Source organism: Saccharothrix saharensis (assembly GCF_006716745.1).
GTDB lineage: Bacteria > Actinomycetota > Actinomycetes > Mycobacteriales > Pseudonocardiaceae > Actinosynnema > Actinosynnema saharense.
Map to the genome: position 1 here is coordinate 1,219,804 of NZ_VFPP01000001.1, position 25,655 is coordinate 1,245,458.

Genomic DNA, 25,655 nt, shown 5'->3' on the forward strand with positions numbered 1-25,655 from the left:
TGGGCAGTGTCGGACCGGTCAAGTCCGGCACTACCAGCGAGGATCTCGATGTTCTGCGAACGGGTACGTGGTTGCGGCGATCGGCGGTCGGCTCGCCCGGCGTTGGCGGCGGTGGTCGGCGCGCTCGTCGTGGCGTTGTCGGCCTGCTCCGCCGAGCCCGCGACGAGCCTGGGCGGGCACGCCAAGGGGCCCACGAGCGACGACGGCAGCATTCCGACCGGCTCCAGCCTCTCCCCCGACGACTCCGGGCACCCCGCCATCGCGAGGCTGGACCCCGCGCTGCTGGCGGCGGTCCGCGAGGCGGCACGGGACGCGCGGGCGGCGGGCGTCGAGCTGAGGGTCACGTCCGGGTGGCGCAGCAAGGCCTACCAGCAACGCCTGCTCGACGAGGCGGTCGCCCGGTACGGCAGCCTGGCGGAGGCGCGGCGGCTGGTCAGCACGCCGGAGAAGTCGGCGCACGTGACCGGGAAGGCCGTCGACATCGGCCCGACCGACGCCGCCGACTGGGTCATCCGCAACGGCTCGGACTACGGCCTGTGCCAGACCTACGCCAACGAGATGTGGCACTTCGAGCTGTCGACCACGCCGGGCGGGCAGTGCCCCCGGCCCCACGACGACGCGTCCGGGTGAGCGGTGGTCACGAGCCCAGGGCGGCCTCCGGGGTGCACGGCTTCTCCAACGGCCCGAGGTCGCGCCAGTTGAGCGACCACACCCGGACCTCGCCGCCGAGGCGACGGCCCATCATGCAGTCCTTGCCGTCGCCGCCGGTGTGCGCGAACAGCGCCACTCCGACGTCGGAGCCCCGGACGCGCACGTCCACCCGCGGCGGGACGCCCGCGAGGTCGGTCTCCGGGTTCACCGGCGGTGTGGGCAGGCCGGTGGCCAGGGCGGCCCGGACCTCCGCTTCGCCGGGCGTCGCGGGCAGTGCGCCGAGGGCGGCTTCCAGGGCCGGGGCGAACTCCGACGGGATGTTCCGGTCGGGCAGGGGCGGCGGCGGCGCGATCGGCGTGGCGCCGTCGGGGCAGAGGATCCGGGACGGCTGCGCCACCGGGCCGTAGTAGTTGAACTCGACGTCGTAGCAGGCGTCGAACGCGGGGGTCCGCTTCCAGCCCGAGTCGAACGCGTCGACGTGGATGCGCCAGACCAGGTGCGCCATCGGCTCTTCGGGCGTCCCGTGCGGCAGGTCCTCGGCCACCAGCACGCCGAAGCTCGGCGACTTGCCGAGCGGCGTGGCCAGCGCGGCGCGGACGAGACCGGCCGCGTCGGGCTGCCGGGGGTAGCCGATCGCGTCGGCCAGGGTCGTGGACCGCCGGTCCGTGTCCGCGTCGCCCGGAGCCGACTCACCCGGGAGACCGCACGAGGTGAGCGACAGGCCCAGGCAGGCGACGGTCGTGACGCGTGGCAACAGGCCCATGGCGGCCACGTTATCGGCGTCGGCGACGGCGCCGCATGGGTATTTCCACCCGGGGGGACCACCCCGTCCCCGGTCGACAAGGTATTCCTCGGCAAGAACATTCTCATAGGTGGATGCTTCGTCGCACGGACCGGATCGCAGCAGCACTCGGGGACGCCGCACGGTGGCGACTCCTGGAACTCCTCGCCGAGCGGCCGCGCTCGGTCGGCGAGCCGGCCGAGCGGACCGGCTCCCGCCAACCCCAGACCACCGAGCACCTGCAGACCCTCGCCCGCGCCGGCCTCGTCACCGCCACGCCGCAGGCGAACCGGCCCTGGTCCACGACCGCGTGCGCCGACGTTCCTTCAGCTCAGCTCGAACGTCGGGTGCACCCAGTAGTTGCTGTCATGCCACGTCTCGGTGGGGAAACCGCCGCCGTACGAGTAGACGCCGGCACCCCGCCCCATCACGTAGGGCGCGATCACCACGGCAGCGCTGAAGTAGTCCTCCGACGAGGCATAACCGCCCACCGGGGCGAAGTAGGAGACGACGTACTCCTCCCCCGCCACCACCGGGACGCGGGCCGGGAACCTCACATAACTCACCCCCGTCGCCGACGCGGACACCGTCTCGGCGAGCAACGTCCCGTCCGCCGACCACAGGTGCACGGTCAACGGTCCGCTGTACGTGCCGCGGTGGACCGCCGCACCGGCGACGTACCCGGCACGGTCGAAACCGAGCCGCAGACCCAGTTCCACCGCGGCGTCGTCGGGATCATCGAGCTCCGGCCGGTTCGGCAGCCACGGCAGGGACAACGTGCAGTACGGGCAGCGCAGGGCGGGTGGCGCGGCGGAGCCACCCGCGAAGAACTCGTACGGCCCGTACGCCCCGCTGATGTCCCGTGAGCTGGACGCACGCAGGTGATAGGTGACCGGCCCGACCTCCGCCGGGGTGTGCCGGTGGAGCCAGCTCCCGCTGTGGTGCTCGGTCGGCGACCACGTCACGCCGCCGTCGAAGCTGATGTCGACCCCGGTGATGTCACCGGACTCACCGTTGACGGCGATGCCGGCGATCAGCACCGGCACCCCCACGGCGACCGTGGAGCCGCTCGTGGGCGTGTACACCACGGTCACGGGCGCGGCCTGCGCCGTTCCGGTCGACGACGAACCGATCAGCAGAAGGGTGGCCACCACGGCGAGGATTCGCTTCACCTCCCCCGGATCGACCACCCGCGGCCGTTCGTTACCGGGACGTGCGGTTGCCCGAACGGCGCGGCAACGGATCTTCGGCCTTCCGCCCGGGTAACGACCCGGTCGGCCCGGACGACCAACGATCGACAGGTCACGGGATCACTTCGACCGAAGGCGGCCTTCGTGCAATTCCAGAACAACGCGCACCACCCGGGGCCTGGTCATCGCCGCCCTGAACCGCTGGTACACCCGCGCCCAGAACCGGCACATGGTCCACGGAGCGTGGTACCAGCTCCACGCCAACGGCTCGCTGCTCTACAACTGCGGCGGTATCAACAACGGCGGGAACTACGGCGTCGACTGGGTCGACCCCGCGCTCCACGTGTGGCTGACGACCCACTTACCCGGCGGATTCGCGTTCACCGGAGGTCCGAACGCGCGTTGGGCCGGGATGGTGGGCGGGAACGGTCAGCCGCAGTTCACCCGCGACTACTACAACATCACCCGAGCGCTGCCCGGTCAGCAGAGGTTCCTCATGGGCATCGCCAACGTGGTACCGGCCGGCACCTACGACGTGGTCCTCAACTTCCACCTCTACGTGGACGACTGGCAGCCCAACCCCCACTACATCGCCCCGCCGCCGCCCCCACCGCCACACGCCGCGCCGCCGCCCTTGGACATCACGGACGTGCAGCAGTTCCCGCCGCTCGGCCACTGAGCCGGCACCCGGTGACGCCGCGAAGGGGCAGTTCTTCGCGGCCTCACCGGTTCGGACGCCTCCACCGGGCACAGTGGACTGTGCGCCCGGTCGGTCAACGCGACGACCTCAGCCGACCCACTTGCCCTCGTTGGTGATGTAGGCCCTGGTGGGGGCGCCGGTGTCCCGGTTCAGCACCTCGAACCGCGACCGCACCTGGTTCCACTTCGCCAGCACCGGGAACAGGGCGGACGCGTGTTCCCGGTAGACCACCACCACCTCGTTCACCACCTGGTCCGTGTTCGTCCGCACGATCACGTTGTGCTGCAGGGCGTTCGTCCGACGGGTGGCGATGTCGATGTCGTCGGCGCGCACCTCGGTCTTCTCACCGGGCCGCCGGACGCGGCCGGAGTGGCCGTAGCGGACCATCGGGTCGCCGTCGCGGACCTCGTTCACGTTGAGCAGGTAGGTGTGCATGTCGGTCGCCTGGGCCAACCGGAGCCGGGTGAAGCTGTTGCGCATCCGACGCATCTGCTCCCGGTCGGCCGTGGTCACCGGTGTCAGGGACTGGATGGCGTTGAAGATCTGAGCGTCCCGCTCGGTGGGCACCGGCATGAACACCACGGTGGCGTCCTCGTACGGCTTGAGCTGGGCGTAGACCGACATCGGCCGGCGGCCGCCGTCCAGCAGGGAGGCGCTGAGGTCGTGCAGGCCGAGCTCGTTCTTGCGGTTGGCACCGGAGCCCGGGTCGTTGAAGTTCACCGGCTGGATCCGCCTGCGCACCCCGTCCAGCGTGCGGTCGAGCATGATTTCCCGGTCCCAGGCACGATCACGGCGGTGGTGGGCGTTGCGGATGGTGAACCTGCCGCCCAGGACGCTCTTCGAGTTGACCTGCCGCGCGGTCATCCGGTTCGCGGGGAACGCCGTCGCCCACGTCTCGGCGGCCTCGGCCTCCTTCACCGCCCGCCACCACGCGGCGATCTGGTCGCGCCGCCCGTCCCAGGTGTCACCCGCGCCGCCGAGCGCTTCCAGCCCTTGCCCGAGCAGCCGCGCCTCGGTGCTCGCCAGCTCCTCCTGACGAGCCCGCAACGCCAAGCGGCGCTCCTCGATCAGCACGGGGTCACGCCGGTCGGCCAACTCCTTCCGCAACTTCGGGACGTCGGACCTCCCGATCTCCTTGCCCGCGTCGAGCAGGGTGATGACCCGGTCCAACTCCTCCAGGGTCAGGTCGGAGGTCCACTCCTTGTACTGGTCGACCATGATCCCGGTCTTGCTGTCGTACTCCTGGTCCCCGCTGGTGATCAGGGTCAGGAGCTCCGGTAAGTCCTCTGCCCTGACGTTCGTCTTCCAAGTCGTCCCGATCTTCACCCGGCACCTCCGCAGCGATCCGTCCGTACGAAGGAGCCTTCGTCCTGTTGGGCGCGGTCGTTACTTCTGCGTGGGAGTCTTTTCGGTTCGCACTGAAACAATAGTGCCGGGCATCACGCCGACCGCCCGGCGAGGTGGTGGTCGCCTCTTCCGGCGCGGTCGTAGCCGGTGCACGGCGGTGTCGGCGTTCAGCGCGGTGGGTGTGGCGGTGCGCTCGCCGCGTTCCGGAGGGCGGTGCGGGTTCGCGGGCGCGCGCGGGCCGGCTCGCACTGGCGGACGAGGTGGCCTGGCGCGTGCCGCGGGTGGACGCCCGTGCGCGGATGTGGTCCGCGTCAGCCCGGCGCACCGACCTCGGCGCCACCGGCCGCCCCACCGCGCACCTGTTCGGGCTTCGCCCGCGGCGTGAGGCGCTGACCGCGATCGCGGCGGAGATCGACGCCATCGGAACGCGTCGGCGTCAGCCGACGGCGCGATGCGCCGCGACGCCGTTCGACCCGGTCGTCGTCCTGGGTGGTCGCTATCGGCGGCGGGCGAGCAGCCCGGCCGCGGTCACCTCGCCACTTCGCCGCACCGCGTCGGCGAAGTCGACGCGCAGGGCGGCCAGGCTCGGGTCCGCCTCGTAGGCGGCGAGCAACGCCCGCGGCGGGCGACTGGCCGGCCAGGCCGCGACCGCGGTCAGCATGACCGTCTCCACCAGGGCGCTCGCGTCCTCGTCGCCGAACTCGGGCAGGTGTCGGCGGACCAGTCGGACCAGGGCCCGCAGCGACTCCCGGATCGTCCGCTTGTGCCGGATCGCCGTCTCCACCGAGATGTTGCGCTCCAGCACGGTCGCCTGGGAGGCGACCAGGTCGCACAGCATCGGCCGCGCGGCCAACGAGACGGCGAAGAGGTCGGCCAGCCGGTCGGCGCGCTCCCGCGTGGAGCCGTCCGGTGCGGGAGCGGATTCGAGTTCCGTGACGCACTCGGCCAGTTGCGCCTCCAGCAGTTCCAGCAGGACCGCCTCGCGCGAGTCGAAGTAGCGCAGCACGTTCGCCTTGGCCAGGCACACCCGGCGGCTCAGCGCGGTGAGGCTCAGCTCGGCCACCGGCATCTCGGCGAGCATCGCGGCCGCGGCGCCGAGGATCTGCCGCCGCCGTTCGTTGCGCTGCTCGTCGGTGCGCGCTCGCTGGAAGTTCACGTGGCCCATGTTACAGACTGCCGGTACTTTACCAAGAGACCGTCGGTCCGTTAGCTTCGAGGTCGTAACAGACCGTCGGTACGAAAAGAGGTCCACCGTGTACGAGGTTCCCGACCAGCACGGCAAGTACATCGTCGTCACCGGGGCGAACAGCGGCACCGGCAAGGAGGCGGCCAAGCGGCTCGCCGGGGCCGGGGCCGACGTCGTGCTCGCGGTGCGCACCGGGACCAAGGGCGAGCAGGCGAAGGCGGAGATCCTCGCCGCGCACCCCGGCGCCACCCTGGAGGTCCGCCGGCTCGACCTCGCCGACCAGTCCTCGGTGCGCGGGTTCGCCGACGGGCTCGTGGCGGCCGGGAGGCCGGTGGACGTGCTGGTGAACAACGCAGGCGTGATGAACGTGCCCGCGCGGACGGAGACGGTGGACGGCTTCGAGCTCCAACTGGCCGCCAACTTCCTCGGCCCGTTCGCCCTCACCGCCCTGCTGCTGCCGTTGCTGCTCAGGGCTCCCGAGCCCAGGGTCGTCACCATGAGCAGCGGCGCCGCGGCCGGCGGCCGGATCGACTTCGCCGACCTCCAGTCGAGCCGGCGGTACCACCCGGTGCGCGCCTACGCCCGGACCAAGCTCGCCGACCTGTTGCTGACGGTGCACCTGGCCGACCTCGCGACAGAGCGCGACTGGCCGTTGATGTCGGTCGGCGCCCACCCCGGCTACACCCGCACCAACCTGACGACCTCCGGCCCCCACCTCAACGGCGGCCGTCCCGGCCTGCTCGAGTCCATCGGCTACCGAGTGGTCCCCTCGCAGGACGTGGTCCACGGCACCGAGCCGCTCCTCTACGCCGCAACCGACCCCGGTGCCGTCCGGGGCGGGTACTACGGCCCCCGCTGGGCCCTCGTGGGGCCGACCAGGCAGGTTCGCGTGCCGCGGCGGGCGCGGGACAAGGAGACCGCCGCGCGGTTGTGGGCCGAGACCGAACGCCTCACCGGCACGTCCGTCTGATGCACGAGGGCAACACGTTTGCCTCGGAGATGCCTCCGCGGCCCTGGGTCGTGTGCCCGGAACCCGGTATCGATGGGCACGAACAGTTGTCACCGGAGGGGAAGAGCCTGTGCGAACCAACGACCGCGAGCGGGACGGGTTGTCGACCCCCGATGTCGGGAAGCGGCCCGCTGTCCCGACGCAGCAGCCTGGCCTCACCTCGGCCGGCGGCGTCCTGGCGCTCCAGTCCACCGCGGGCAACGCCGCCGTCGTCCAGATGCTCCGCCAGGCCGGGCATCCCGGGGCCCGGGACCGGCACCAGCACGGTCCCGCGTGCGGGCACCGGGAAGAGGGTGCCCAGGTCCAGCGTTCCGCCCGGGAGCACGGTCAGGTGGCCGACGACAGCCCGGCCGGCCAGAAGGCCCTGCTCGACCGGGCCCTGGCCTCACCGAGTCGTTCGCTGCCCGAACCGCTGCTCGCGCGGGCGACGCCGTTCTTCCGGAACCCGAACCTCGCCACCGCTCAGCTGCACGACAACCCGGTGGCACAGCGGGCCACCGCGGCCCTGGGGGCCCAGGCCATGACGGTCGGTACCCACATCTTCGCGCCACCGCGGGTCGTCGCGGACATGAAGGTCATGATCCACGAGCTGAGCCACGTGAACGAGAACCTCAAGGGAACCCCCGAGACCGGCGACAACAACGGGGCCGGGGTCACGATCACCGACCCCCACCAGGCCTCCGAGCAGCGGGCGGAGCGGGACGGTGCCTCGTTCGGCGCCGGGGCGACGACCGCGCCGTCCGTCGTCACCCAGCGGGCGTTCGCGCGGGACGTCGACCCCGCGGTCGCCGGGCCGACGGCGGGCGCACCCGTGCAGCGCATGGAGAACCCGCCGCAGGGCCGCCGGGGCAGCGAGGACTACGAGGCCGACGCCTCGGGGTCCGAATCCTCGCGATCGGCCCGCGGCCAGGAGGGCGACATGACCCCGGAGCGGCGGGAACTGCTGGAGCGCATCGAGCAGGAGCTGGCGAGCGGCCCCAACCTGGACGACCTCGCCGAACAGGCGGATCGCCTGGCGACGGGAGTTCCCGGGTTCCGCCGGATCCGGGCGGTGCACGACCCGAACGAGGACCGGGACCAGGCGGTGCCCCACTCGGAATCGGAGTCCGAGTACGAGTCCGACCCACCGGCCACGACGGCCGCTCCGGCCGCGGAACCACTTCCCGAACTGCCCGAGAACACGCGCCTGACACCGCTGCGCGACATGCTCCTGCGGGAGATGCGCAAGGGCGGTCTCGACAAGAAGCTGAAGGTCACGTTCAGCGTGGACGCGGGCGACCGCGACCCCCGGGTCGCCTCCGGCCACGCCTGGATCGAGATCACCGGATCGCGGGGCAAACAGGTCTCCTTCGGCTTCTACCCGGAAGAGGCGTACGAGACGTTCAACAACGTGCGAGGTGGCGTCCACTGCCCCGACGGGTACAGCGTCTCGGGTCGCGCCACCCACCACGAGTCGAAGAACGTGGCGGTGAGGGACGTCGTCAACGGCTACCTCGTCGCCCATGACAGGTCCGGGGCCAACTACAACCTCACCCTGCACAACTGCTCGACCTTCGCGGGCGACGTGTGGAAGACCATGACCGGCAAGGCCATCCCCCGGGAGTGGTTCACCGCGTACGGCCTGCTCGGCACGGTCGTCTCGACGCCCCACGGTGCCGCCGAAGGCCTGGAGAGCCACCAGGAGAGGCGGCGGCAGAAGCGGCGGGAACGCGCGCGTCCCCTCGCGGAAGGCCCCCTGCGCGGTCTGATGCCCGGTCCCGGCGACGCGGACGAGGTCGCCGACCGGCTGGCCGCCGCGAAGCTCTCCCAGAGCAGTTCGTCCCCGTCGTCCGAGGAGGTGGACTGAGGCCGGACGCCGATGCGGCGCCCGGGTGGGCGAACCCGGAGTGCCGGCATCACGTGGTCGTGCACCGGTCGCACCTGCTCGCGCATCGTGGCCGGGCCGGGCAGGTCGGAACTCCCCGGTGAAGTCGATCGAACCCTCGTCGCGCAGGATGCGCAGCACGTGGTGCGCCTCCTCGAGCCGGGACGGCCGTTTCGTCCTCCGGTGAGTTCGTCGAGGATCGCGGTGTTTCGCGCAACGGGCGCAGAAGCCCGGCTCGTCGGCGGGTTCGACCGATCCGGTCGTGCCGTCGAACGGGTACGCGGCGTACCCGCCGCCTACGCCATCGCGGCGCACCGCGCTTCCGGTGCCCATACCGGCTCGCGGCGGTGCGGGGACTCGACGTCCTCGCACCGCCGCGACCCGGGGGTCAGGTGCGGGTCCAGCGCTGGTTGGTGCCGCCGTGGCAGTCCCAGATGATGACCTTCGTGCCGTTGGCGGTGGCGCCGCCGTTGACGTCCAGGCACTTGCCCGACGCCACCGCCGTCACGCTGCCGTCGGAGTTGAGGCGGAACTGCTGGTTGCCCTGGCCGTTGCAGTCCCACAACGTCACGGCGGTGCCGTTGGCCGTGCCCTGGTTGTAGACGTCGAGGCACTTCGCGCCGTCGTAGGCGCGCAGCTCACCGGCCGTGGTCGTGGTGAAGCGCTGGTTGGTCTGGCTGTTGCAGTCCCAGATCTGGGCCAGGGCGCCGTTGGTCGGCGTGCTGCCGGGGAGGTCCAGGCAGCGGCCGGAGCTCTGGCTGACCAGGGAGAACGACGTGGGCACGGGGCCTCCGCCGCCGCTGACGATGTACACCGCGGTGCCGTGCGCCGGCACGCTGGCCGAGATGGTGCCGGACGTGGTGGTCGTGCCGTTGGTCCAGGCGTCGCGCAGCGTGAACGAGCTGCCCGACAGGCCGATCGCGCTCGCCGTGGTCGAGACGGTGGTCGTGCCGCCGCCCTGGTTGAACAGGGCCACCGCGACGTTGCCGTTGGCCAGCCGCTTGGCCAGGACGCGCCGGGTGCCGTCGTTGGAGACCTGCCGGCCCTGCAGGCCGAGGCTGTCCTGGTTGATCGCGATGAGGTTGGTGTTCTTCAGGATCGTCGACGTGGCGGAGTCCATGTTGCGCAGGTCGTTGCCCGCGATCAGGGGCGAGGCCATGACCGCCCACAGCGCGAAGTGGCTGCGCATCTCGGTGTCGTTCATGCCACCGCGGCCGACCTCCATCATGTCGGGGTCGTTGAAACCGCCCGGTGCGGCGTAGGAGGCGAGTGGCACGGTGACGTTGACGATGTTCTGGATGCCCATCGGGTAGCCGTTGGTCTGCCCGGTGTCCCACTTGTTGGTGATGTCCTCGGTGGTGCGCCACATGTTCGCGACGTCGCTCCAGTTGCGTCGCGGCCCGGTCTTGTCGTGGATGCTGTTGGAGTTGATGCTGTAGACGATCGGACGGCCGGTGGCCCGCAGCGCGTCGCGCATCTTGGCGAACGTGCGCACCTGGTCGTCGATCGTCCCGCTGGGCGAGCACCAGTCGTACTTGAGGAAGTCCACGCCCCACGCGGCGAACTGCCGGGCGTCCTGCTCCTCGTGGCCCAGCGCCCCGGTCGAGCCGGGGTAGGAGTTGAAGTACTGCGCGCAGGTCTCGGCCAGCGGTGCCTGGTAGATGCCGAACTTCAGGCCCTTGGAGTGGATGTAGTCACCGAGCGCCTTCATGCCGCTGGGGAACCTGGTCGGATCACCCTGCAGGTTGCCCGACGAGTCGCGGTTGGGGTTCATCCAGCAGTCGTCGACGACCACGTACTGGTAGCCGGCGTCACGCATGCCCGAGTTGGCCATCGCGTCGGTCATCTGGCGGATCAACGTCTCGTTGATGTTGCAACCGAACGTGTTCCACGAGTTCCACCCCATCGGCGGAGTGCGCGCTACTCCGTTCTCCAATGCCCGCGCGGACGGCGTGTACAGCACCGCCGTCACCGCGGACAACAGCAGCATGCCTGCCGCCAACAGCGTTGCCGCCCGGCGTGGACGGGGAAGTCGTGTTGCTGTCACCTGATCCCACTCCTCGGTGCGTACGACATTCCGACAGCCATCCGTGCTGCCGCACGGCCGGGCGGAGTGCTGCCCGGTGCTCCGGAACCTCGAGTTCGACAGATCTGCCGGCGGCTGTGGTGCGGCGGCTCCCGTCAGCGGCGCAGGCTTCGGCGGAGACAGTGTCGCACCGGATGTTCACGCTCACAAGACGGTGCCCGTAAAAGGCGTATGCGTATGACATTGGTGTGGTGAGCGCTAACAATTTTAGCTAAGACTCGGTGTCTCGCGCCGATCACCGAACGGTGCGGGGGTCGGTGGTGGCACCGCGTCGCTCCGCAGCCGGTCAGCGTCCTCCGGCGCTTCCTCCCCGGCACCGCGGTCACGGGACGCGCGGTACCCCGAGGCCGTGAACGACGTACCGGTCCGATCTCGTCGACCACGCCGCCGATCCCGACTCGATGCTGACGACGATGATGCGCCCGGAGGCCCGCCAGCGCCTCGCCGATGTCGACGGACAGGCGATCGCCGACAGCCCGGCTCGGATCACCGCCCACGACCAGGGACGTGCCGTCCGAGCCGGCCGGTCGGTCCGTCCCCCGGCCATCGCCGAGCCATCCGCACCACGACGCGACGGACCTCGCCACCGCTGGTAGCCGCTTGCACCCGGATGGGCGGCTCGACCGGATCTCCCGAACCACGATCAAGCGAAGACTGAGCCGTTCAGGTGTCCGAACGCGCCGTCTTATGCCGTAACCGCTTTACTCGATGTGCAGTCCTGACCTGACCAGACGGCCGACCTCGGGAGAGCAGCATGAGATCAGCACGGTTAAGACGGTCACTGATCGCCACCACAGCGCTCGTCGCGTCCGCGCTCGTCCCGGTCCCCGCCGGCGCGACGACGCCGATCACCGAGTACGGCCCGGTCCCCTCGTCCCTGCCGGTCGGCGGCGTGTGCGAGGTCGAGTTCGACCACAGCGGGAAGCTGTGGGTCGAGCAGTACCTGAGCAGCCAGGTCGCCCGGTTCGACCCGGCCACCGGGCAGTTCGCCAACTTCTCCACGCCGATGCCGCTGTCCGTGCCCGGCGGCATGGACCTGGACTCGGCCGGCGACCTGTGGATGCCCCAGGTAACCGGCAACAGCCTGCTCCGCGTCGACACCGCCGACGGCTCCATGACCGAGTTCCCGCTCCCCTGGGCGAACGCCTTCACCCTCCAGCCCTTGGACATCCCGCTGCACAGCGGCCTCGGCCTGGCCAACGACCTCGCCCGCGGCCCCGACAACGCCCTGTGGTTCACCCTCGGCGGTCTGGACTCCATCGGTCGCTACGACCCGGCGACCGGCGCTTGGAGCAAGTACCGCGTGCCCGGCGAGATCCTCGGCCAGGTCGGTGCGCTGTTCGGCATCATCAAACCCGGCCCCGGCCGCACCGTGGTGTTCGACCTGCCGCAACTGAACAAGATCGCCACCCTGGACGTGGCCACCCACCTGTTCACCCAGTACACGATGCCCACGCCGGCCTCGTTCCCGGTCGGCGTGCGCACCGCCGCCGACGGCACCATCTGGGTCGGTGAAGCGCTCGGCATGAAGATCGCCCGCATCAACCCCGTCACCGGGCAGGTCACCGAGTACCCGCTGCTCGGCGTGGGCGGCCTGCTCACCGGCATCGTCAACGGTCCGGGCGTCGGTGGCATCGGCAACCCGCTGCCGATGCCGGGCCCCATCGCCGAGGCGAGCGACGGCAACATCTACTTCTCGGTCAGCTTCCCGGCGCTGTTCGGTCTCGGCAACCAGGTCGCCCGGTTCGATCCCGTCACCCACGAGGTCCGGATGTGGCCCACGCCCTCGTCCGCCTCCTACCCCTGCGACATCAACGTCCACCAGCCCGGCGCCGTCTGGTTCGGCCTCCTGACCACCAACAAGATCGGGAAGCTGGACATCGCCGCCACCTGACAGAGCCCGTCCCGGCACCGGGCGTGCCGAGAACGGTGGTCTGCGCGGGCTCGACCGGGTCGAGCCCGCGCAAGCCACCCATCCGGGTCAGGGGTTGAGCAGCCGGCCGTGGTCGGCGTCGTAGAACAACAGCCGGCCGGGTGGGGCGTTGACGGTCAGCGGTCGGTCGAGGTCCGGTTCGTCGTGTTCCGGCACGGTGAGGCTGAGCAGCGTGCCGTTCGGGCAGTCGAGGGCGACCAGGGAGGACACGCCCAGGTTCTCGACCGTGGCCACTCGACCGGTGATGCCGTGGTCGGCCACCGCGAGGTACTCCGGTCGGACGCCCACTACGACGGGTGTGCCGTCGGGCAGTGCCGGTGGGGCCGGCAGTCGCGCTCCGGCGCACTCGACGTGAGCGCCGCGCACCTCGCCCGGGAGCAAGTTCATCGGGGTGGAGCCGATGAAGTTGGCGACGAACGTGTCCGCGGGCCGTTGGAAGACCTCACGGGGCGTGCCGAGTTGCCGGATCCGCCCGGCTTCCATCACGGCGATCCGGTCGGCCAACGCCAGTGCCTCGGCTTGGTCGTGGGTCACGAACACGGTGGTGAGGGCCAGGTCGTGCTGCAACCGCTTGAGGAACGTCCTGGCTTCCAGCCGCAGTCGCGCGTCCAGGTTGGACAGTGGTTCGTCGAGCAGCAGCACGTCGGCGCCGGCCGCGACGGCACGGCCCAGCGCGGCGCGTTGTTGCTGACCACCGGACAACTGACCCGGTCTGCGGTCCAGCAGGGACGACAGGCTCAGGTCGCGTGCCACGTCGGCCGCCGCGTCCCGTTGGCGTGCCTTGGTTTCACGGCGCACCCGCAGGGGGTAGGCGATGTTCTCGGCCACGGTCATGTGCGGGAACAGCGCGTAGTCCTGGAACACCATCGCCACTCCGCGCTGCCCGGGCGGCAGTCGCGTGACGTCACGTGACCCGATCGCCACGGTGCCGGCCGTGGGCAGCTCCAACCCGGCGATCGTGCGCAGCAACGTGGTCTTGCCGCACCCGGACGGCCCGAGCAGCGCGAACAGCTCGCCGTCGGTCACAGTCAGGTCCAGCGCGTCCACCGCGCGCACCCCGTTCGGGTACACGGTGGACAGCCCGCCGATCCCGATGCCCGCCATCAGCTCTTGATGCCCCCGTGGAATCGGAACCCGTACCGCCGGCTGACGACCAGGTAGAGCAGGACGACCGGGATCGAGTACAGCAGCGAGAACACCGGGATCACGGTCAGGTCGGCGCTGCCGCCCTCGTCCTGCAACGTCCGCACCAGCACCGCGGCGGGTTGCTTGCCCACGTCACGCAGGAGCAGGAACGGCAGGAGGAAGTTGCCCCAGGCGTTGACGAACGACCACACCAGGATCGTCGCGATGCCCGGCCGGGCGATCGGCAGCACGACGTGCCCCAGCACTTGCCGCGGTGTGGCGCCGAAGACCCGTGCGGACTCCTCGTACGAGCGCGGCACGGAGTCCACGAAGTCCTTGAGGATGAAGATCGCGGCGGGCAGCATCCCGCCGGCGATGACCAGCGCCGTGCCGAACCGCGAGTCGATGAGCCCGAGCTGGAGCATCAGCACGAACAGCGGCACCATGGCCGCGGTGCCCGTCACCACGCTCGACAGCAGCAGCAGCACGTACAGCAGCGCGTCCCGGCCGGGGATGCGCACCCGGGACAACGCGTACGCGGCCGTCGCGGCGAAGGTCGTGGTCACCGCGGTCGCGACCACGCACAGCACCAACGAGTTGAGCAGCGACCGCACCGCGAACGGGTGGCGGAACGTCGCGTGCACGTTCGACGACGTCCACTCCGGCCAGCGGATGCCGAAGCCGGGCCGGGCGTCGAACGGCGCGGCCGCCAGCCACAGCATCGGCACCGCGAAGAACGCCAGCACCACGGCGACCAGCACGTAGGAGCCGATCCGGCGCACCACCCACCCCGGCGTCACGTGCGCCCGCGCAGCAGCCGCAGGTACACCAGCGCCACCACCAGGTTGCCGAGCAGCAGCAGCGACGACATCGCCGACGCGTACCCGAGCTGCCCGCTCTCCAGCGCCTGCCGGTAGATCAGCACGGGCAGCACCTCCGACTCGTGGTTCGGCCCGCCCGCGGTGAGCAGGAACGGGGTGAAGTCGTTGGCCGTCCACAGGCTGATGAGCAGCGTGTTGGTCAGCACGTGCCCCCGGATGTGCGGGAACACCGCGTCCCGGACGGTCTGCCACCCGCTCGCGCCGGCGAGCCGGGCGGTCTCCAGGTGCGACGGCGGCACGGCGGCCAGCGCGGAGCTGTAGAGCAGCAGGGAGAACGCCGTGCCGCGCCACGTGTTGAACACGATCAGGCTCACCATCGGGTACTCGACCAGCCACGCCGTCCCGGGTCGGCCGACGAGCAGGCCGAGCGTGCCGCCGTCCCGGCTCAGCACCGCGAACCACAGGTAGGCCACGACCGGGCCGGGCAGGATCCACGCCAGCAGCACGAACGCCTCGACGGTGCGCCGCAGCCCGGGCCGGGCCGCGCGCAGCAGCCAGGCGAGCCCGAAGCCCAACGCGTTCTGCCCGACGACCGCGGAGCCGAGCACGAACAGGCCGGTCAGCCACAGCGAGTTGCCGAACAGCGGGTCGGTCAGGGCGGTGGTGAAGTTGTCGAGGCCGACCACGCTCGGCTCGGCCGCGGCCGGTCCGGTGAGCTGGTAGTCGGTGATCCCGATGTAGAGCGTCCACAGCGCCGGGAAGACCAGGAAGAGCCCGATCAGCAGCAGCGCCGGCGCGACGAACCCGATCGCCCGCGCCGCGCCGATCCCGGCCGGGTCGCGCTCAGCCGCCCGCGACGGCATCGTCGCCGACCGCCTCGACCAGCGCTTCGTGGTAGGAGCGCGCGGCCTCGTCCGGGCTGCGGCCGGACACCACGTCGGCGGTCGCCTGCTGCAAGGCGGCCGACACCTTGGGGTAGTCGGCGAGGCCCGGCCGGTACCGGGTGATCGGCAGCACGCGGTCGGCGACGAAGCTCAGCACCGGGTCGCCCGCCAGCACCTCGTCGTTCACGTCGGTGCGCTGGGTGAGCTGGGCGCCGCCGGCCAGGGCGGACTTGACCGCCTCGGCCGAGTTGAGGAACTCCACCAGCTCCCACGCCTGGCGCGGGTACCGCGTGTTCGGGTTGATCACGCGCACGCCGCCGCCGGACGTGCTGACGAAGTCCTGGCCGCCGACGCCGGCGCCCGGCACGCGCGCCGGGATCAGCGCCCAGCCCACCGCCGTGTCCCGGTCGGCCATCTTGGCGACGCCGTTGCGCGGCTCCACCACCGAACGCCAGAAGTAGTCGCTCTCCAGCAGGATGCCGATCCGGTTCTCCGCGAACAGCGCGAACGACCGGTCCCGGCCCTTCGCCTCCTGCTGGAGGACGGGGTCACCGAGCCCGTCGCGGTAGATGCGCCGGTAGAGCGAGAGGACTTCCTGGACGCCGGCCGTCGCGCCCTGCCACTTGCCGTTCTCGTGCACGGTCGCACCGGTCCCCGCCAGCAGGGGCAGCACGCCCTGCATGGTGGTGGCCTCGCCCATGGCGGTGCCCGCGTTCAGCTGGACGGGCGTGACGCCGGGCAGCGCCTTGAGCTTCGCGGCGGTGTCGAGGACGTCGGCCCAGCTGCGCGGCTGCCAGTCGGTGGGCAGGCCGGCGCGCGCGAACAGCACCTTGTTGTAGAACAGCACCCGGCCGTCGGTGCCCATCGGCACGCCGTAGCGCTTGCCCTCGAACTCGCCGAGCCGCTGCACGGCTTCCGGGATCTGCCGCCAGCCGTCCCAGGCGTCGACCTCGGCGTCGCCGACCACCTCGGCCAACGGCCTGACGTGGCCGGCCTGGGCGAACTCGCCGAGCCAGATGCCGTCCAGTTCCACGACGTCGCCGCCACCGCCGGTCTTGAGGTCCAGCGCGACCTTCGTCTTGAAGTCCTCGTCGCCCGCGCCGTTCTGCTCGAACCGGACCGTGGCGGTGACGCCCTTGGCCTTCTGCGCCTCGGTGAACCGCGGGATCACCCAGTTGGTGATCCAGTCCGCACCCCGCGCGTTCTTGCCGCCGGCCACCGCGTTGGCCGTGATCGTCAAGGTGATGTCCTCGGCGTCGGCGTTGCGCGCCGGGTCGGTGTCCCGGGTCTGCCCGAGGCACCCCGCCAGCAGACCCGTCACCGACAGCAGGACGATCGTTGTCCGCCGCATCGCGCCCCCGCCCGAGTGCACGCCACCACGTCGCCTCTCAACATGGCACTCGGAGCGCCCGGCCGCGACACGTCCGGTCGACGTCACCCGTTTGACGGCCGCCGGACGCGCGCCCACTTGCCATAGTCAAGTGATCGGTATATACCGAACGCATGACCGACACGGCGTTGCGGGAACCGACGTTCCTGATCCTCACGGCGTTGGCCGCCCGTCCGCAGCACGGCTACGGGATCCTGCTCGACGTCGAGGAGATCTCCGGCGGCCGCGTGAAGCTGCGCGCCGGCACCCTCTACACCGCGCTGGACCGGTTGTCGGCGGACGGCTGGGTGGCGGTCGACCGGGAGCAGGTCGTGGACGGCCGGCTCCGTCGCTACTACCGGCTGACCGATGAGGGGGCGGCCAGGTTGGAGACCGAGGTGCAGAGGTTGCGGGCGCACACCCGGGCGGCGGAGCGCCGCTTGCGGTTGAGGCCGGCCGGGGGTGTGGCGTGAGCGGGCTGGAACGGCGTTACCGCCGGCTGCTGTCGTGGTACCCGCGTGACCACCGCGAACGCCACGGCGAGGAGATGCTGGTCGTGCTGATGTCGGGGGCGCGCGACCGGAGCCGGCCGACCCCGCGGGAGTCGCTGGACCTGGTGTGGGGCGCGGTGCGGCTGCACCTGCGGCGGGTGGTGGCGGCCGACGGCGGCGTCGACCCGCGGGACGTGCTGGCGATCGTCGCGCTGCTCGGCCCGGTGGCGCTGCTGACGGGCGCGACGAACGGCGTGCACGAGATCGGCTGGTGGGTGAGGGCCGACGCGCTGGCGCAGATGCCGTGGCTGGAGCAGTTCCCGGACGCGCCGGTGTGGGTCCTGTGGGGCGTGGTGGCCGTGCTGGTGCTGCGGGGGTTGCGGCGCACGGCCGCGTCCTTCGCGTGGTCGGCCGTAGCGGTTTGCGTGCTGCTGGCGGCGTTCGTCCCGTTCCAGCGCTGGTGGATCGGGATGGATTCCGGGTGGCTGCTGACGGGTCTGCTGACCGCGGTGGCGCTGACGTGGTCGCCGGGACCGGCGCGTGGCCGGGCACTCGTGGGCGGCCGCGGGATCGTCGTGATGGCGGTGACGGTCGTCGTGGCCGGGGTGGTGGGCGTGCTCGGGCACAACCAGCCGGTGGCCGAGCTGCTGCGGCTCGCCCTGCTGGTCGGCGGCACGCTGGCGGCGTGCGGCAGCGGGTCGCGCATCGGCCGCCGCGCCGCGCTGATCCTGCTGCTGCCGAGCGTGACCGCGCTGCTGGGCCTCGCGCAGTGGTCGGTGCTGGGCCGGATCCCGGTGGCGGCGGAGGTCGCGGTGTTCTACGGCCTGCCGGTCGTGGTGCTGCTGGCGTTGGGCGGCCTGCCCCGCCGGATCCGGCGTGCGGGATCCCGCCACCGGTGACATGCGGATTCACCCGTTCGGGACGGTCCGTGTGCAGGGTCGACCGCGGATCGACCAACGGGCACGGGCGGCCCGCTGATCGGACCGCACGGGCCGCCCGCTCCGCGCCGTGGTCATGAGGACGACCCCTTCGACTGCGGTGGTCGTGTTTCCACCGCGTCAGGGCGATCGAAGGTGCAGTGCGGCGTCGCGTGCCCGGCTCCTGATCGGGCCGGGCAGGCGACCGTCGTCCGCCCACCTGTCGAGTTCCTCGGCCGCGAGCAACGGTTCCAGCTCGCCCAGCGCGATCATGGCCTCCGGTTTCACCCGGGGTTGTCGTGCAACCCGTGGGCGATCGCCCGCAGCACCTCGGCCCGGTCCGCATCGGCCAGGTTCGTGATGATGTTGTTCCGGAGCGGGTAGGGCACGGTGTGGTCGGCCGCCGGTGCCAGGAGGTAGCGGCGGTCGTCGCTGTCACCCTTCGTGGCCGCCTGGTGCGCCGCCTCGACCCGCATGACGGGATCCTCGGCGGGCTCGCGCGCGAACTCGCGCAGGAGGTCGAGGGCTTCACCGTGCCGGGTTTTCCCCACGAACCACAGGCGGTCATCGACCGACAGGGTGTCGCGCCGGGCGATTTCCGCGCAGAGCGCCCTGCCCTCACGATCGTGGGCCCATTTCAACGCGCTCGCCGCAGCTCTCAACTCCGCCGTGGTGACTCCGTCACCCGTGACCACGGCCCGGTACAGCGCGGTCCTCTGCTGCGGCTCGAAGTGCTCGACCGCCGCCTTCACCGCTCCTACCCGCTCGTCGAACGAGTATCCCCGGTTGGTCGCGATGCCGTGGAGGTGGCCGAAGGCAGAGTCGGGTGACACCGGCACCAGCAGGGCGATGGCGCGCTCCATGATCCGGAGGTGCCCACGGGCGTCCTCGATGATGCTCTCGAGGACGTGCGGCGTGGCCGCCCTCCGGTCGACATCCAGGTCCCGGAGCCGGGTTTCCGCCGGCACGGTCCGGTCGGACGCCAGGTCGACCACCACATCCGGACCTCGGCCGAAGCGCTTGACCAGGTACCACGTGAAGTCCACCCGCACCTCGGGCGTCGCGGTCCAGCGGTGGTCGTCCAGGTACTCGCCGAGGTGGCCCGGATTCCGGCTGTACAGGTCGTCCATCGCCTCGATGCGTTCGGCTGTGCCCGGCGCGCTCCCGATGACGCCGGTCAACGCTTCCCCCCTCGACCGGGTCGATGTCGTGGGCGATCAGCGATGCCGCTCGGCGATCGGAGTGGGTGGGTTCCGGGTCGGAGGCAATCGCCGTGTACAGGTCGAACGCCTTGCGGGGATCGTGGAGCCGGACGAACCCGGTCGCCTCGATGCGGACCGGCCGTGGTGCGGTCGGGCAGCGGCCCGTCCAGCCACGCCCAGCGCGGTGGGCAGGTCACGTCCGGCCAGCACCACGAGTACCCAGTGGCGGACCGAGCAGCGCACGCGGGGGTCGACCACCAGGTGCTCGCCGACGGGGACCGCGCGTTCAGGGTGGATGCCGTGCAACGCGACGAAGGCCCGGTACCGTCCGGTTCCGTATTTCAACGTCCGCGCGAGGGCGGTCAAGGATTCGACGGCCTCATCGCGGTCGACCTCCGCGTACCACCCGGCGTACCGGTACCACGCGGCGTCCGGGGCGTGCCCCTTCACCAGTGCGCGCAGCGCCTCGCGCGCCGCCGCCACGACGCCAGGGGGGAACGGGGACACCGCGGCTGATCAGGGCCGCTACGAATCCCGCGTTCCACCGGCGGATCACCGGCCACGTCAGGCGGCGCAGCCGCCCTTCCACGTCGACACCCGCTTCGCGCCGGCTCCGCACCGACGCGATCGCGGCCTCCTGGTCCGGCCACGGCCACGTCCACCGCGGGCGCAGGACGCGGTGGACCGCGCGGCTGTCCGGTGGCTCGTCCACGGATGCCGACTCCCTTCGTGACCGGGTGCGCGGGAGCCTGGCCGCCGACTGCCTCCATGGAGCGGATCGGCCCGTCCGCAATGCGACCACGACTCCGCTCGTCGCAGACCGCAGAAGTGCCGAGTGCCGATCGACGACGCGGGGCACGACGTCCGCTTCCCGGCGAACCTGCCCCTGGCCTGCGGCGTCGAAACCCACACGCTGACCGGTCATCGGCCGACAACCGACCAGAGCGTGATCTTCAATCGATCGGTTGATGTCTCCGGTGAGCCCGGCTGCCACTGTCTGGATCATGAGACGACTCCTGGGGGCGGCGGTCGCCGTCGGTGCGCTGGTGTTGGGTGCCGCGCCGGCCGTGGCGGGCGACAACGCCGCGGTGCGGACCGATACCGGCTTGGTACGGGGCACCACGAACGCGGATGTCCGTTCTTTCGAGGGGATCCCCTACGCCGCGCCACCGGTCGGCGACCTGCGCTGGCACTCGCCGGTGCCGCCGGCGCCGTGGTCCGGTGTGCGGGACGCGACCCGGCCCGGCGCTCGCTGTCCTCAGGCCAGTACCGGCGGCCGACCGGCCAGTGTCACCGAGGACTGCCTCTACCTCGACGTCACCACACCCCGTGCGGCCAGGAAGGCACCGGTGCTGGTGTGGCTGCACGGTGGCGGGCTCATGAACGGCGCTGGTAGCGACTACCTGCCGACCCGGCTGGTCGAGCAAGGCGGTCTGGTCGTGGTGACCGTCAACTACCGGCTGGGGAACCTCGGTTTCCTCGGGTTCCCCGGGCTCGCGAACGGCGGCGCGTTCGGTGTCGAGGACCAACAGGCGGCGCTGCGCTGGGTGCGGCGCAACATCGCGCGGTTCGGTGGCGACCCGGACAACGTCACCCTGGCCGGGGAGTCCGCCGGGGCGCACTCGGTGTGCGCACAACTCGCCTCGCCGGGCGCGGCCGGGTTGTTCCAGCGGGCGATCGCCCAGAGCACGCCCTGTGCACCGGGCCTCTCCGCGGGCGCCGACCTGCGGCCGGTACTGGACGTGCCGCTGTTCGTACCGCACGAGTGGCACCAGGGACATGGCCAGAACGTCGCCACCCACCTGGGCTGCACGACACTCGAGTGCCTGCGGGGCAAGCCGGTACCGGACCTGCTCGCCGCGCCGGTGTTCCCCCTGCCCGCGTTCGGGAACACGGTGCTGCCGGAGGACCCCGCGGTGGCGGTACCGGCCGGGCGGTTCAACCACGTGCCGCTGCTGACCGGCATCACCCGCGACGAGGGCACGTTCTTCGCACCGCTGCTGCTCCCGGATCTCGACCCCGATGACTACCTGACCGCGTTGACCGAGCACTTCGGACCGCACGCCGAGGCAATCGCACAGCGGTACCCGCTCGAACAGCACGCCGGCTCCGCGGTGCGGGCGGTGGCCGCGATCATGACCGACCTCGACTGGGCGTGGCTGCAACGCGCCGCGGATCGCCGGTTCGCGACCGAGATCCCGGTGTACGCCTATGAGTTCCTCGACCGCACGGCACCGGCGATCCCCGAGTTCCCTCCCGGTGTCGAGCCACTCGCCGCACACGGCTCCGAGCTGCGGTACCTGTTCGACCTGCGCTCCGACGACGTGGCGCTGACAACCGCACAGCGCCTCCTCGGCGACCGGATGATCGACTACTGGGCCCGCTTCGCGACCACCGGCAACCCCAACCGGCCAGGCCTACCGGCGTGGCCCCGCGTCGACCCGGCGGACACCACGCCGTACGTACAAGGCCTCGACCTCGGCCGGATCGGACCGTTCGACCGGGCGACGGAACACGACCTGGCCTTCTGGGACGCGCTCGCACACCGGTGATCAGACCGGATCCCGGACATCGGCGTGCCCGACCGGCCGCGGGCGGGTGACGGAAACACACGTCGGGGGAGGAACGGGAAGCGCTCCTCCCCCGACGTGCTCAGGCGACGTTGTCCGGTGAGCGGTCCTGCTCGGCGTGCTGGGCGACCAGTGCCACGATGTCGGTCACCGCGTGGTCGTGGCGGAAGGCTCGTCGCTGCCTGCTCGCGCCGTTGCCGTCGCTGATCAACTCGCCCACGAGGGTCTGCACGGCCTGCAGGTCACCCGTTGCGGCGAGTGCGGGTTCGACGTGGCGCAGCAGGCGGTGCAGCAGGTCGACGGCCGGAACGGGCCGCATCGTGTCCAGGTCGACGCCCATGCCGTCCAGGCCGTCGCGCGAGGCGCGCCAGTACGCCATGCGCAGCGCGTCGTCACCGGTCCGAGGTGCCGCGACGCCGTCCCGGATGGACTGCAACGAGGTCATGACCAGCGCCCGGACCAGCGCGGCGAACAGGACGGACTCATCCACGGTGGACTGCACGTCGCTCACCCGCACCTCGACGGTGGGCAGGTGGGAAGAGGGACGGATGTCCCAGTAGACCATCTTCTCGTCGAGCACGCTGCCGGAGCCGACGGCCGTGTCCACGGCGGACTCGTAGTGCGCGAGCGACTCGAAGTACGGCGGGGCACCGGCGCACGGCCAGCGGCCGACGATCACCGACCTCCAGCTGGCGTAGTCGGTGTCGACGCCGTGGTGGATCGGTGAGTTCGCGGTGAGCGCCAGCAGCACGGGGAGCCACGGCCGGACGTGGTTGCAGACCTGGACCGCGGCCTCCCGGTCGGGCACCTCGACGTGGACGTGGCACCCGCACACGACGTTCTCGGGCGCGAGCTGCCCGTACGCCTTGTTGATCGTGTGGTAGCGCGGGTCGTCGGTGATCGGCGGTCCCGGCGCGTCATCGGCCGGGGCGGTGCCCACGGCGAGCAGGGTGCCACCGCACCGCGACGCCGCCTCGGCGGCGGTGGAGCGCAGGAACGCCAACCGCTCGCGCACCTCCGCCATGGTCCGGCACACCGGCGTGTTGATCTCCACCTGCGCCCTGGTCAGCTCCAGCTCCAGCGCACCGCCCAGATCGCCGGCCACCTCGACGACGTGGGCGCTGATCGGGAGCAGGTGCCCGGTGGACGGGTCCGCCAGCAGGAACTCCTCCTCCACGCCGACTGTCGGCACGCCGGGCGCATCCGGGTCCGCGGACCACAGCACAGGGGAAAACGACGCCATCGCCTGCCTCGCTCACACGTTTGATCATCGCCGGTCGGCACCGGGAATTACCCGCGATCACGTTGCGCAAACCGATGGTCCGTTCGGACCAGGGACCGTCCCGCTGTCCATCTCCGGCGGCTGGGCCGACTGCGCCCGACGGCGGCGTACTCCTGCCGCCGCCGTCCGCGCCGGTGAGACCCCGGTTCGTCGAGCGGCACGACCGATGCGCGCGCACCACGGAGTGAGCCATGGAGTTCGACCGCAACGCCGTCTTCCCGTCGTCGCCGCGGGAGCCGGGCGCGCGGGGATCGCACCCTGGCTCCGCCGCCGGGCAGGCGCCGGGTGCGGTGTCCTGGCCGCACACCGGGCCCCGAGGCGCCCCCGAACACCGCGCACCCGATCCTCACGGGTGACAGGTCGTCACCCGATGAAGCTGTCGCCCGGGTCGGCGCCGTTCACCCACCGGCCCCGTCGATCCAGCTCTTGAGCAGACCCAGGTTCGCCAGCGGGATGTAGTGGCCGAGTCGCGGGTGGTCCAGCGTCACGCCGAAGACGCCGGCCTGGCCGAACGAGGCGACGTAGTCGATCGCGGCCGGCACCGGCACGCTGAACAGCGGCGCCGATCCGCTCTCCGAGTCGACCAGCCCGAGGGTGCGAGCGGCGTCACCTGCTCGCACGGCGCTGCTGTAGAGGCAGATCATCGGCCCTTGCTCGGCGGCCGCGGCATAGGGGCGGGGTTGGTCGGCCGAGCCGCGCGCGATGAAGAACCAGTGCTTCAACGCGGTCACCTGACGCCACAACGCGATCTGCGCCGTCGTGTCCCCCGCGGGCGCCGCCTCGACCGCCGCGTAGAGGCGGTCCAGCTCGGCGACCAGCTCGGGGCTGTTGTCCTCGATCATTCGGTTCGCTCTCGTCTGCTCGGCTGTCCACGGTGTCGTTCGCGACCCTGAAGACGCGCACCCGTCCGGTTCCGAGAAGACAAGCATGCCGTCGACCGCGGCGAGCGCGTGGGGCGGCGTCGCCATGGCCGCGCCCGGCTGCCGCGGCCTCGACCGAACCGACGAGCACCCCGTTCTCGGCAACCAACCGCTCGGCTCTCCCGTGCGTCCGGTCCCACACCGTCGTCGGTACCCTGCTCGCACGAACGCCCGAGAAGCGGACGTCATCCGCCCAGCGAGTCGGCCACCGGAGTCGTCCGGTCGTCCACCCGGATCCGGGGGTGTCGACCGGGTCGGCTGATAGGGTCGTGGGCGTGGATCTGGTCGGCATGGCTGCCCGGCTCGGGGTGCCCGTCGAGGACGTCGAGCGCGTGCACCGGCTCGCGGGCGACCTGCCCTCGGCTCCGCTGCCCGCCAAGGCCGACGCGCCCGCGATCCTCGCACGGCTCGCGGTGCGGCCCGACGACGCCGCCGAGATCATGGCCGGTTGGCCCGATCCCGGATCTCCGGCGTGGACCCCCGACCTGCGGTGGCTGCTGGACCGCTCCACCGCCTTGGTCCGCGCCGACCTCGGGGGCCCCGGCTGGCTGGTACCCGGTCCGGAGCTGCCGCGCGACCGGGGCACCGCCTGGCGGCACCTGTACGTGTACGCCTACCTGGCCCTGGTCGAGGTCGTCCTGGAGTACCACCGCGACCACGGCATCGCCGAGGCGGTGTCGTACGCGACCCTGGCCGACCTGGGCCGCAACCTCGCGGTCGACCGGAGGATGCGCGGCGAGGGCTGGCCGGTCATGCGGAGCTGGCTGACCCTGCACGCGCGCGGCGGCGTCTACGAACTGGGCCGGTTGCAGTACCAGCGCGGTGACACCACCCTCGGCCTGCACATCCCCGAAGCAGGACCGCTGACCCCGCAGGCGGTCGAGGCATCGCTGGACCAGGCCCGCGCGTTCTTCCCACGCCACTTCCCCGACGAGCACCACACGACGTTCTCCTGCGGCTCGTGGCTGCTCGACCCCCAACTGCTGCACTACCTGCCCGAGGACGCCAACATCGTCCGGTTCCAACAGCGGTTCGAGCTGGAACCCTACGAGCAGCCCGAAGGGATCGACGCCGACGTCGAGGTGCTGCGGTTTGTGTTCCGCACCCTGACCACCCCACTGGACCGACTACCCCGCCGCACCGCACTCCAACGTGCCGCCGTCGACCACCTGAAGGCCGGCCGCCACTGGCAGTGGCGTCGCGGCCACTTCCCGATCTAGCCGGTTCACCTGCTCGGGCGGCCTGCGGGTGTCGCGGTCGTGCACCGTGGTGGGTGCCCCCAACGCCGCCGATCCAGGGCGATCCCGCGCCGCGGTGCCGTACCTTT

General features: G+C 71.5%; 21 protein-coding genes and 1 pseudogene. 10 read left to right on the top strand and 12 right to left on the bottom strand.

Translation table 11 applies throughout. The features are described 5' to 3' along the window. Positions 1-48: 48 nt before the first annotated feature. On the top strand, positions 49-630 hold the full coding sequence (locus FHX81_RS04640; RefSeq protein ID WP_141975363.1) for a M15 family metallopeptidase: 582 nt from the start codon (positions 49-51) through the stop codon (positions 628-630). 7 nt (positions 631-637) lie between these two features. Here the strand turns inward: FHX81_RS04640 and FHX81_RS04645 are convergent, their stop codons facing one another. Continuing rightward, complete coding sequence (locus FHX81_RS04645; protein WP_141975364.1) at positions 638-1,414, bottom strand: hypothetical protein; 777 nt, start codon at positions 1,412-1,414, stop codon at positions 638-640. Positions 1,415-1,527: 113 nt separating this feature from the next. Between FHX81_RS04645 and FHX81_RS04650 the strand changes: the two are divergent. Further along, positions 1,528-1,725: pseudogene (locus FHX81_RS04650) on the top strand (ArsR/SmtB family transcription factor); the annotation flags it as partial. A gap of 33 nt (positions 1,726-1,758) precedes the next feature. Here the strand turns inward: FHX81_RS04650 and FHX81_RS04655 are convergent. Then, positions 1,759-2,583, bottom strand: a complete 825-nt coding sequence (locus tag FHX81_RS04655; protein ID WP_170231928.1) for a DUF4082 domain-containing protein — start codon at positions 2,581-2,583, stop codon at positions 1,759-1,761. A 268-nt stretch (positions 2,584-2,851) separates the two neighbouring features. On the opposite strand from FHX81_RS04655, the gene FHX81_RS04660 reads away from it, so the two are divergent. Next, positions 2,852-3,301 (top strand): hypothetical protein, encoded by a 450-nt coding sequence (locus tag FHX81_RS04660; protein ID WP_141975366.1) that lies wholly within the window; start codon positions 2,852-2,854, stop codon positions 3,299-3,301. A gap of 108 nt (positions 3,302-3,409) precedes the next feature. On the opposite strand, the gene FHX81_RS04665 is transcribed toward FHX81_RS04660, so the two are convergent. Both FHX81_RS04665 and FHX81_RS04670 read right to left on the bottom strand, forming a co-directional pair. Next, a complete protein-coding gene (locus FHX81_RS04665; RefSeq protein ID WP_141975367.1) occupies positions 3,410-4,648 on the bottom strand; it encodes a hypothetical protein in 1,239 nt (412 codons plus the stop codon). A gap of 517 nt (positions 4,649-5,165) precedes the next feature. Continuing rightward, a complete protein-coding gene (locus tag FHX81_RS04670) occupies positions 5,166-5,825 on the bottom strand; it encodes a TetR/AcrR family transcriptional regulator (RefSeq protein WP_141975368.1) in 660 nt (219 codons plus the stop codon). A gap of 97 nt (positions 5,826-5,922) precedes the next feature. Here FHX81_RS04670 and FHX81_RS04675 point away from each other — a divergent pair, with 97 nt between their 5' ends. Then, the gene (locus tag FHX81_RS04675) at positions 5,923-6,825 is read left to right on the top strand and encodes an SDR family oxidoreductase (RefSeq protein ID WP_141975369.1); all 903 of its coding nucleotides are present in this window, start codon (positions 5,923-5,925) and stop codon (positions 6,823-6,825) included. Positions 6,826-6,934: 109 nt separating this feature from the next. Next, complete coding sequence (locus FHX81_RS04680; RefSeq protein WP_141975370.1) at positions 6,935-8,710, top strand: eCIS core domain-containing protein; 1,776 nt, start codon at positions 6,935-6,937, stop codon at positions 8,708-8,710. A gap of 406 nt (positions 8,711-9,116) precedes the next feature. Here the strand turns inward: FHX81_RS04680 and FHX81_RS04685 are convergent, their stop codons facing one another. Then, on the bottom strand, positions 9,117-10,718 hold the full coding sequence (locus tag FHX81_RS04685) for a glycoside hydrolase family 27 protein (protein WP_141975371.1): 1,602 nt from the start codon (positions 10,716-10,718) through the stop codon (positions 9,117-9,119). An 850-nt stretch (positions 10,719-11,568) separates the two neighbouring features. Here FHX81_RS04685 and FHX81_RS04690 point away from each other — a divergent pair. After that, positions 11,569-12,708, top strand: a complete 1,140-nt coding sequence (locus FHX81_RS04690; RefSeq protein WP_141975372.1) for a Vgb family protein — start codon at positions 11,569-11,571, stop codon at positions 12,706-12,708. An 87-nt stretch (positions 12,709-12,795) separates the two neighbouring features. Here the strand turns inward: FHX81_RS04690 and FHX81_RS04695 are convergent, their stop codons facing one another. The 4 genes from FHX81_RS04695 to FHX81_RS04710 are packed head-to-tail and all read right to left on the bottom strand — an operon-like array spanning position 12,796 to position 16,949. Next, on the bottom strand, positions 12,796-13,851 hold the full coding sequence (locus tag FHX81_RS04695) for an ABC transporter ATP-binding protein (protein WP_141975373.1): 1,056 nt from the start codon (positions 13,849-13,851) through the stop codon (positions 12,796-12,798). Then, positions 13,851-14,672 (bottom strand): carbohydrate ABC transporter permease, encoded by an 822-nt coding sequence (locus tag FHX81_RS04700; protein ID WP_141975374.1) that lies wholly within the window; start codon positions 14,670-14,672, stop codon positions 13,851-13,853. Before FHX81_RS04700 ends, FHX81_RS04695 begins: the two co-directional genes overlap by 1 nt. Continuing rightward, positions 14,669-15,556 (bottom strand): carbohydrate ABC transporter permease, encoded by an 888-nt coding sequence (locus tag FHX81_RS04705; protein ID WP_141975376.1) that lies wholly within the window; start codon positions 15,554-15,556, stop codon positions 14,669-14,671. The genes FHX81_RS04700 and FHX81_RS04705 overlap by 4 nt, the downstream gene beginning before the upstream one ends. Further along, a complete protein-coding gene (locus FHX81_RS04710) occupies positions 15,537-16,949 on the bottom strand; it encodes an extracellular solute-binding protein (RefSeq protein WP_211363375.1) in 1,413 nt (470 codons plus the stop codon). The genes FHX81_RS04705 and FHX81_RS04710 overlap by 20 nt, the downstream gene beginning before the upstream one ends. Before the next feature lie 131 nt (positions 16,950-17,080). On the opposite strand from FHX81_RS04710, the gene FHX81_RS04715 reads away from it, so the two are divergent. Together FHX81_RS04715 and FHX81_RS04720 are read left to right on the top strand one after the other, a co-directional pair. After that, entirely contained in the window at positions 17,081-17,419 is a 339-nt protein-coding gene (locus tag FHX81_RS04715) for a PadR family transcriptional regulator (protein ID WP_246107630.1), read from the top strand. Further along, the gene (locus FHX81_RS04720; RefSeq protein ID WP_141975378.1) at positions 17,416-18,336 is read left to right on the top strand and encodes a hypothetical protein; all 921 of its coding nucleotides are present in this window, start codon (positions 17,416-17,418) and stop codon (positions 18,334-18,336) included. Before FHX81_RS04715 ends, FHX81_RS04720 begins: the two co-directional genes overlap by 4 nt. Positions 18,337-18,638: 302 nt before the next feature. Here FHX81_RS04720 and FHX81_RS04725 read toward each other — a convergent pair whose 3' ends face one another. Then, complete coding sequence (locus tag FHX81_RS04725) at positions 18,639-19,535, bottom strand: hypothetical protein (RefSeq protein ID WP_141975380.1); 897 nt, start codon at positions 19,533-19,535, stop codon at positions 18,639-18,641. Between the two features lie 1,025 nt (positions 19,536-20,560). On the opposite strand from FHX81_RS04725, the gene FHX81_RS04730 reads away from it, so the two are divergent. Then, positions 20,561-22,108: a carboxylesterase/lipase family protein gene (locus FHX81_RS04730; protein WP_141975382.1), complete on the top strand. Its 1,548-nt coding sequence runs from the start codon at positions 20,561-20,563 to the stop codon at positions 22,106-22,108. Positions 22,109-22,208: 100 nt separating this feature from the next. On the opposite strand, the gene FHX81_RS04735 is transcribed toward FHX81_RS04730, so the two are convergent. Further along, on the bottom strand, positions 22,209-23,318 hold the full coding sequence (locus FHX81_RS04735) for a carboxylate-amine ligase (protein ID WP_246107631.1): 1,110 nt from the start codon (positions 23,316-23,318) through the stop codon (positions 22,209-22,211). A 488-nt stretch (positions 23,319-23,806) separates the two neighbouring features. Further along, positions 23,807-24,250, bottom strand: coding sequence for a hypothetical protein (locus FHX81_RS04740; protein ID WP_141975386.1), 444 nt, complete (start codon positions 24,248-24,250; stop codon positions 23,807-23,809). 353 nt (positions 24,251-24,603) lie between these two features. Between FHX81_RS04740 and FHX81_RS04745 the strand changes: the two genes are divergently transcribed. Beyond that, complete coding sequence (locus FHX81_RS04745) at positions 24,604-25,548, top strand: acyltransferase domain-containing protein (RefSeq protein ID WP_141975388.1); 945 nt, start codon at positions 24,604-24,606, stop codon at positions 25,546-25,548. The last annotated feature ends 107 nt before the right edge of the window (positions 25,549-25,655 follow it).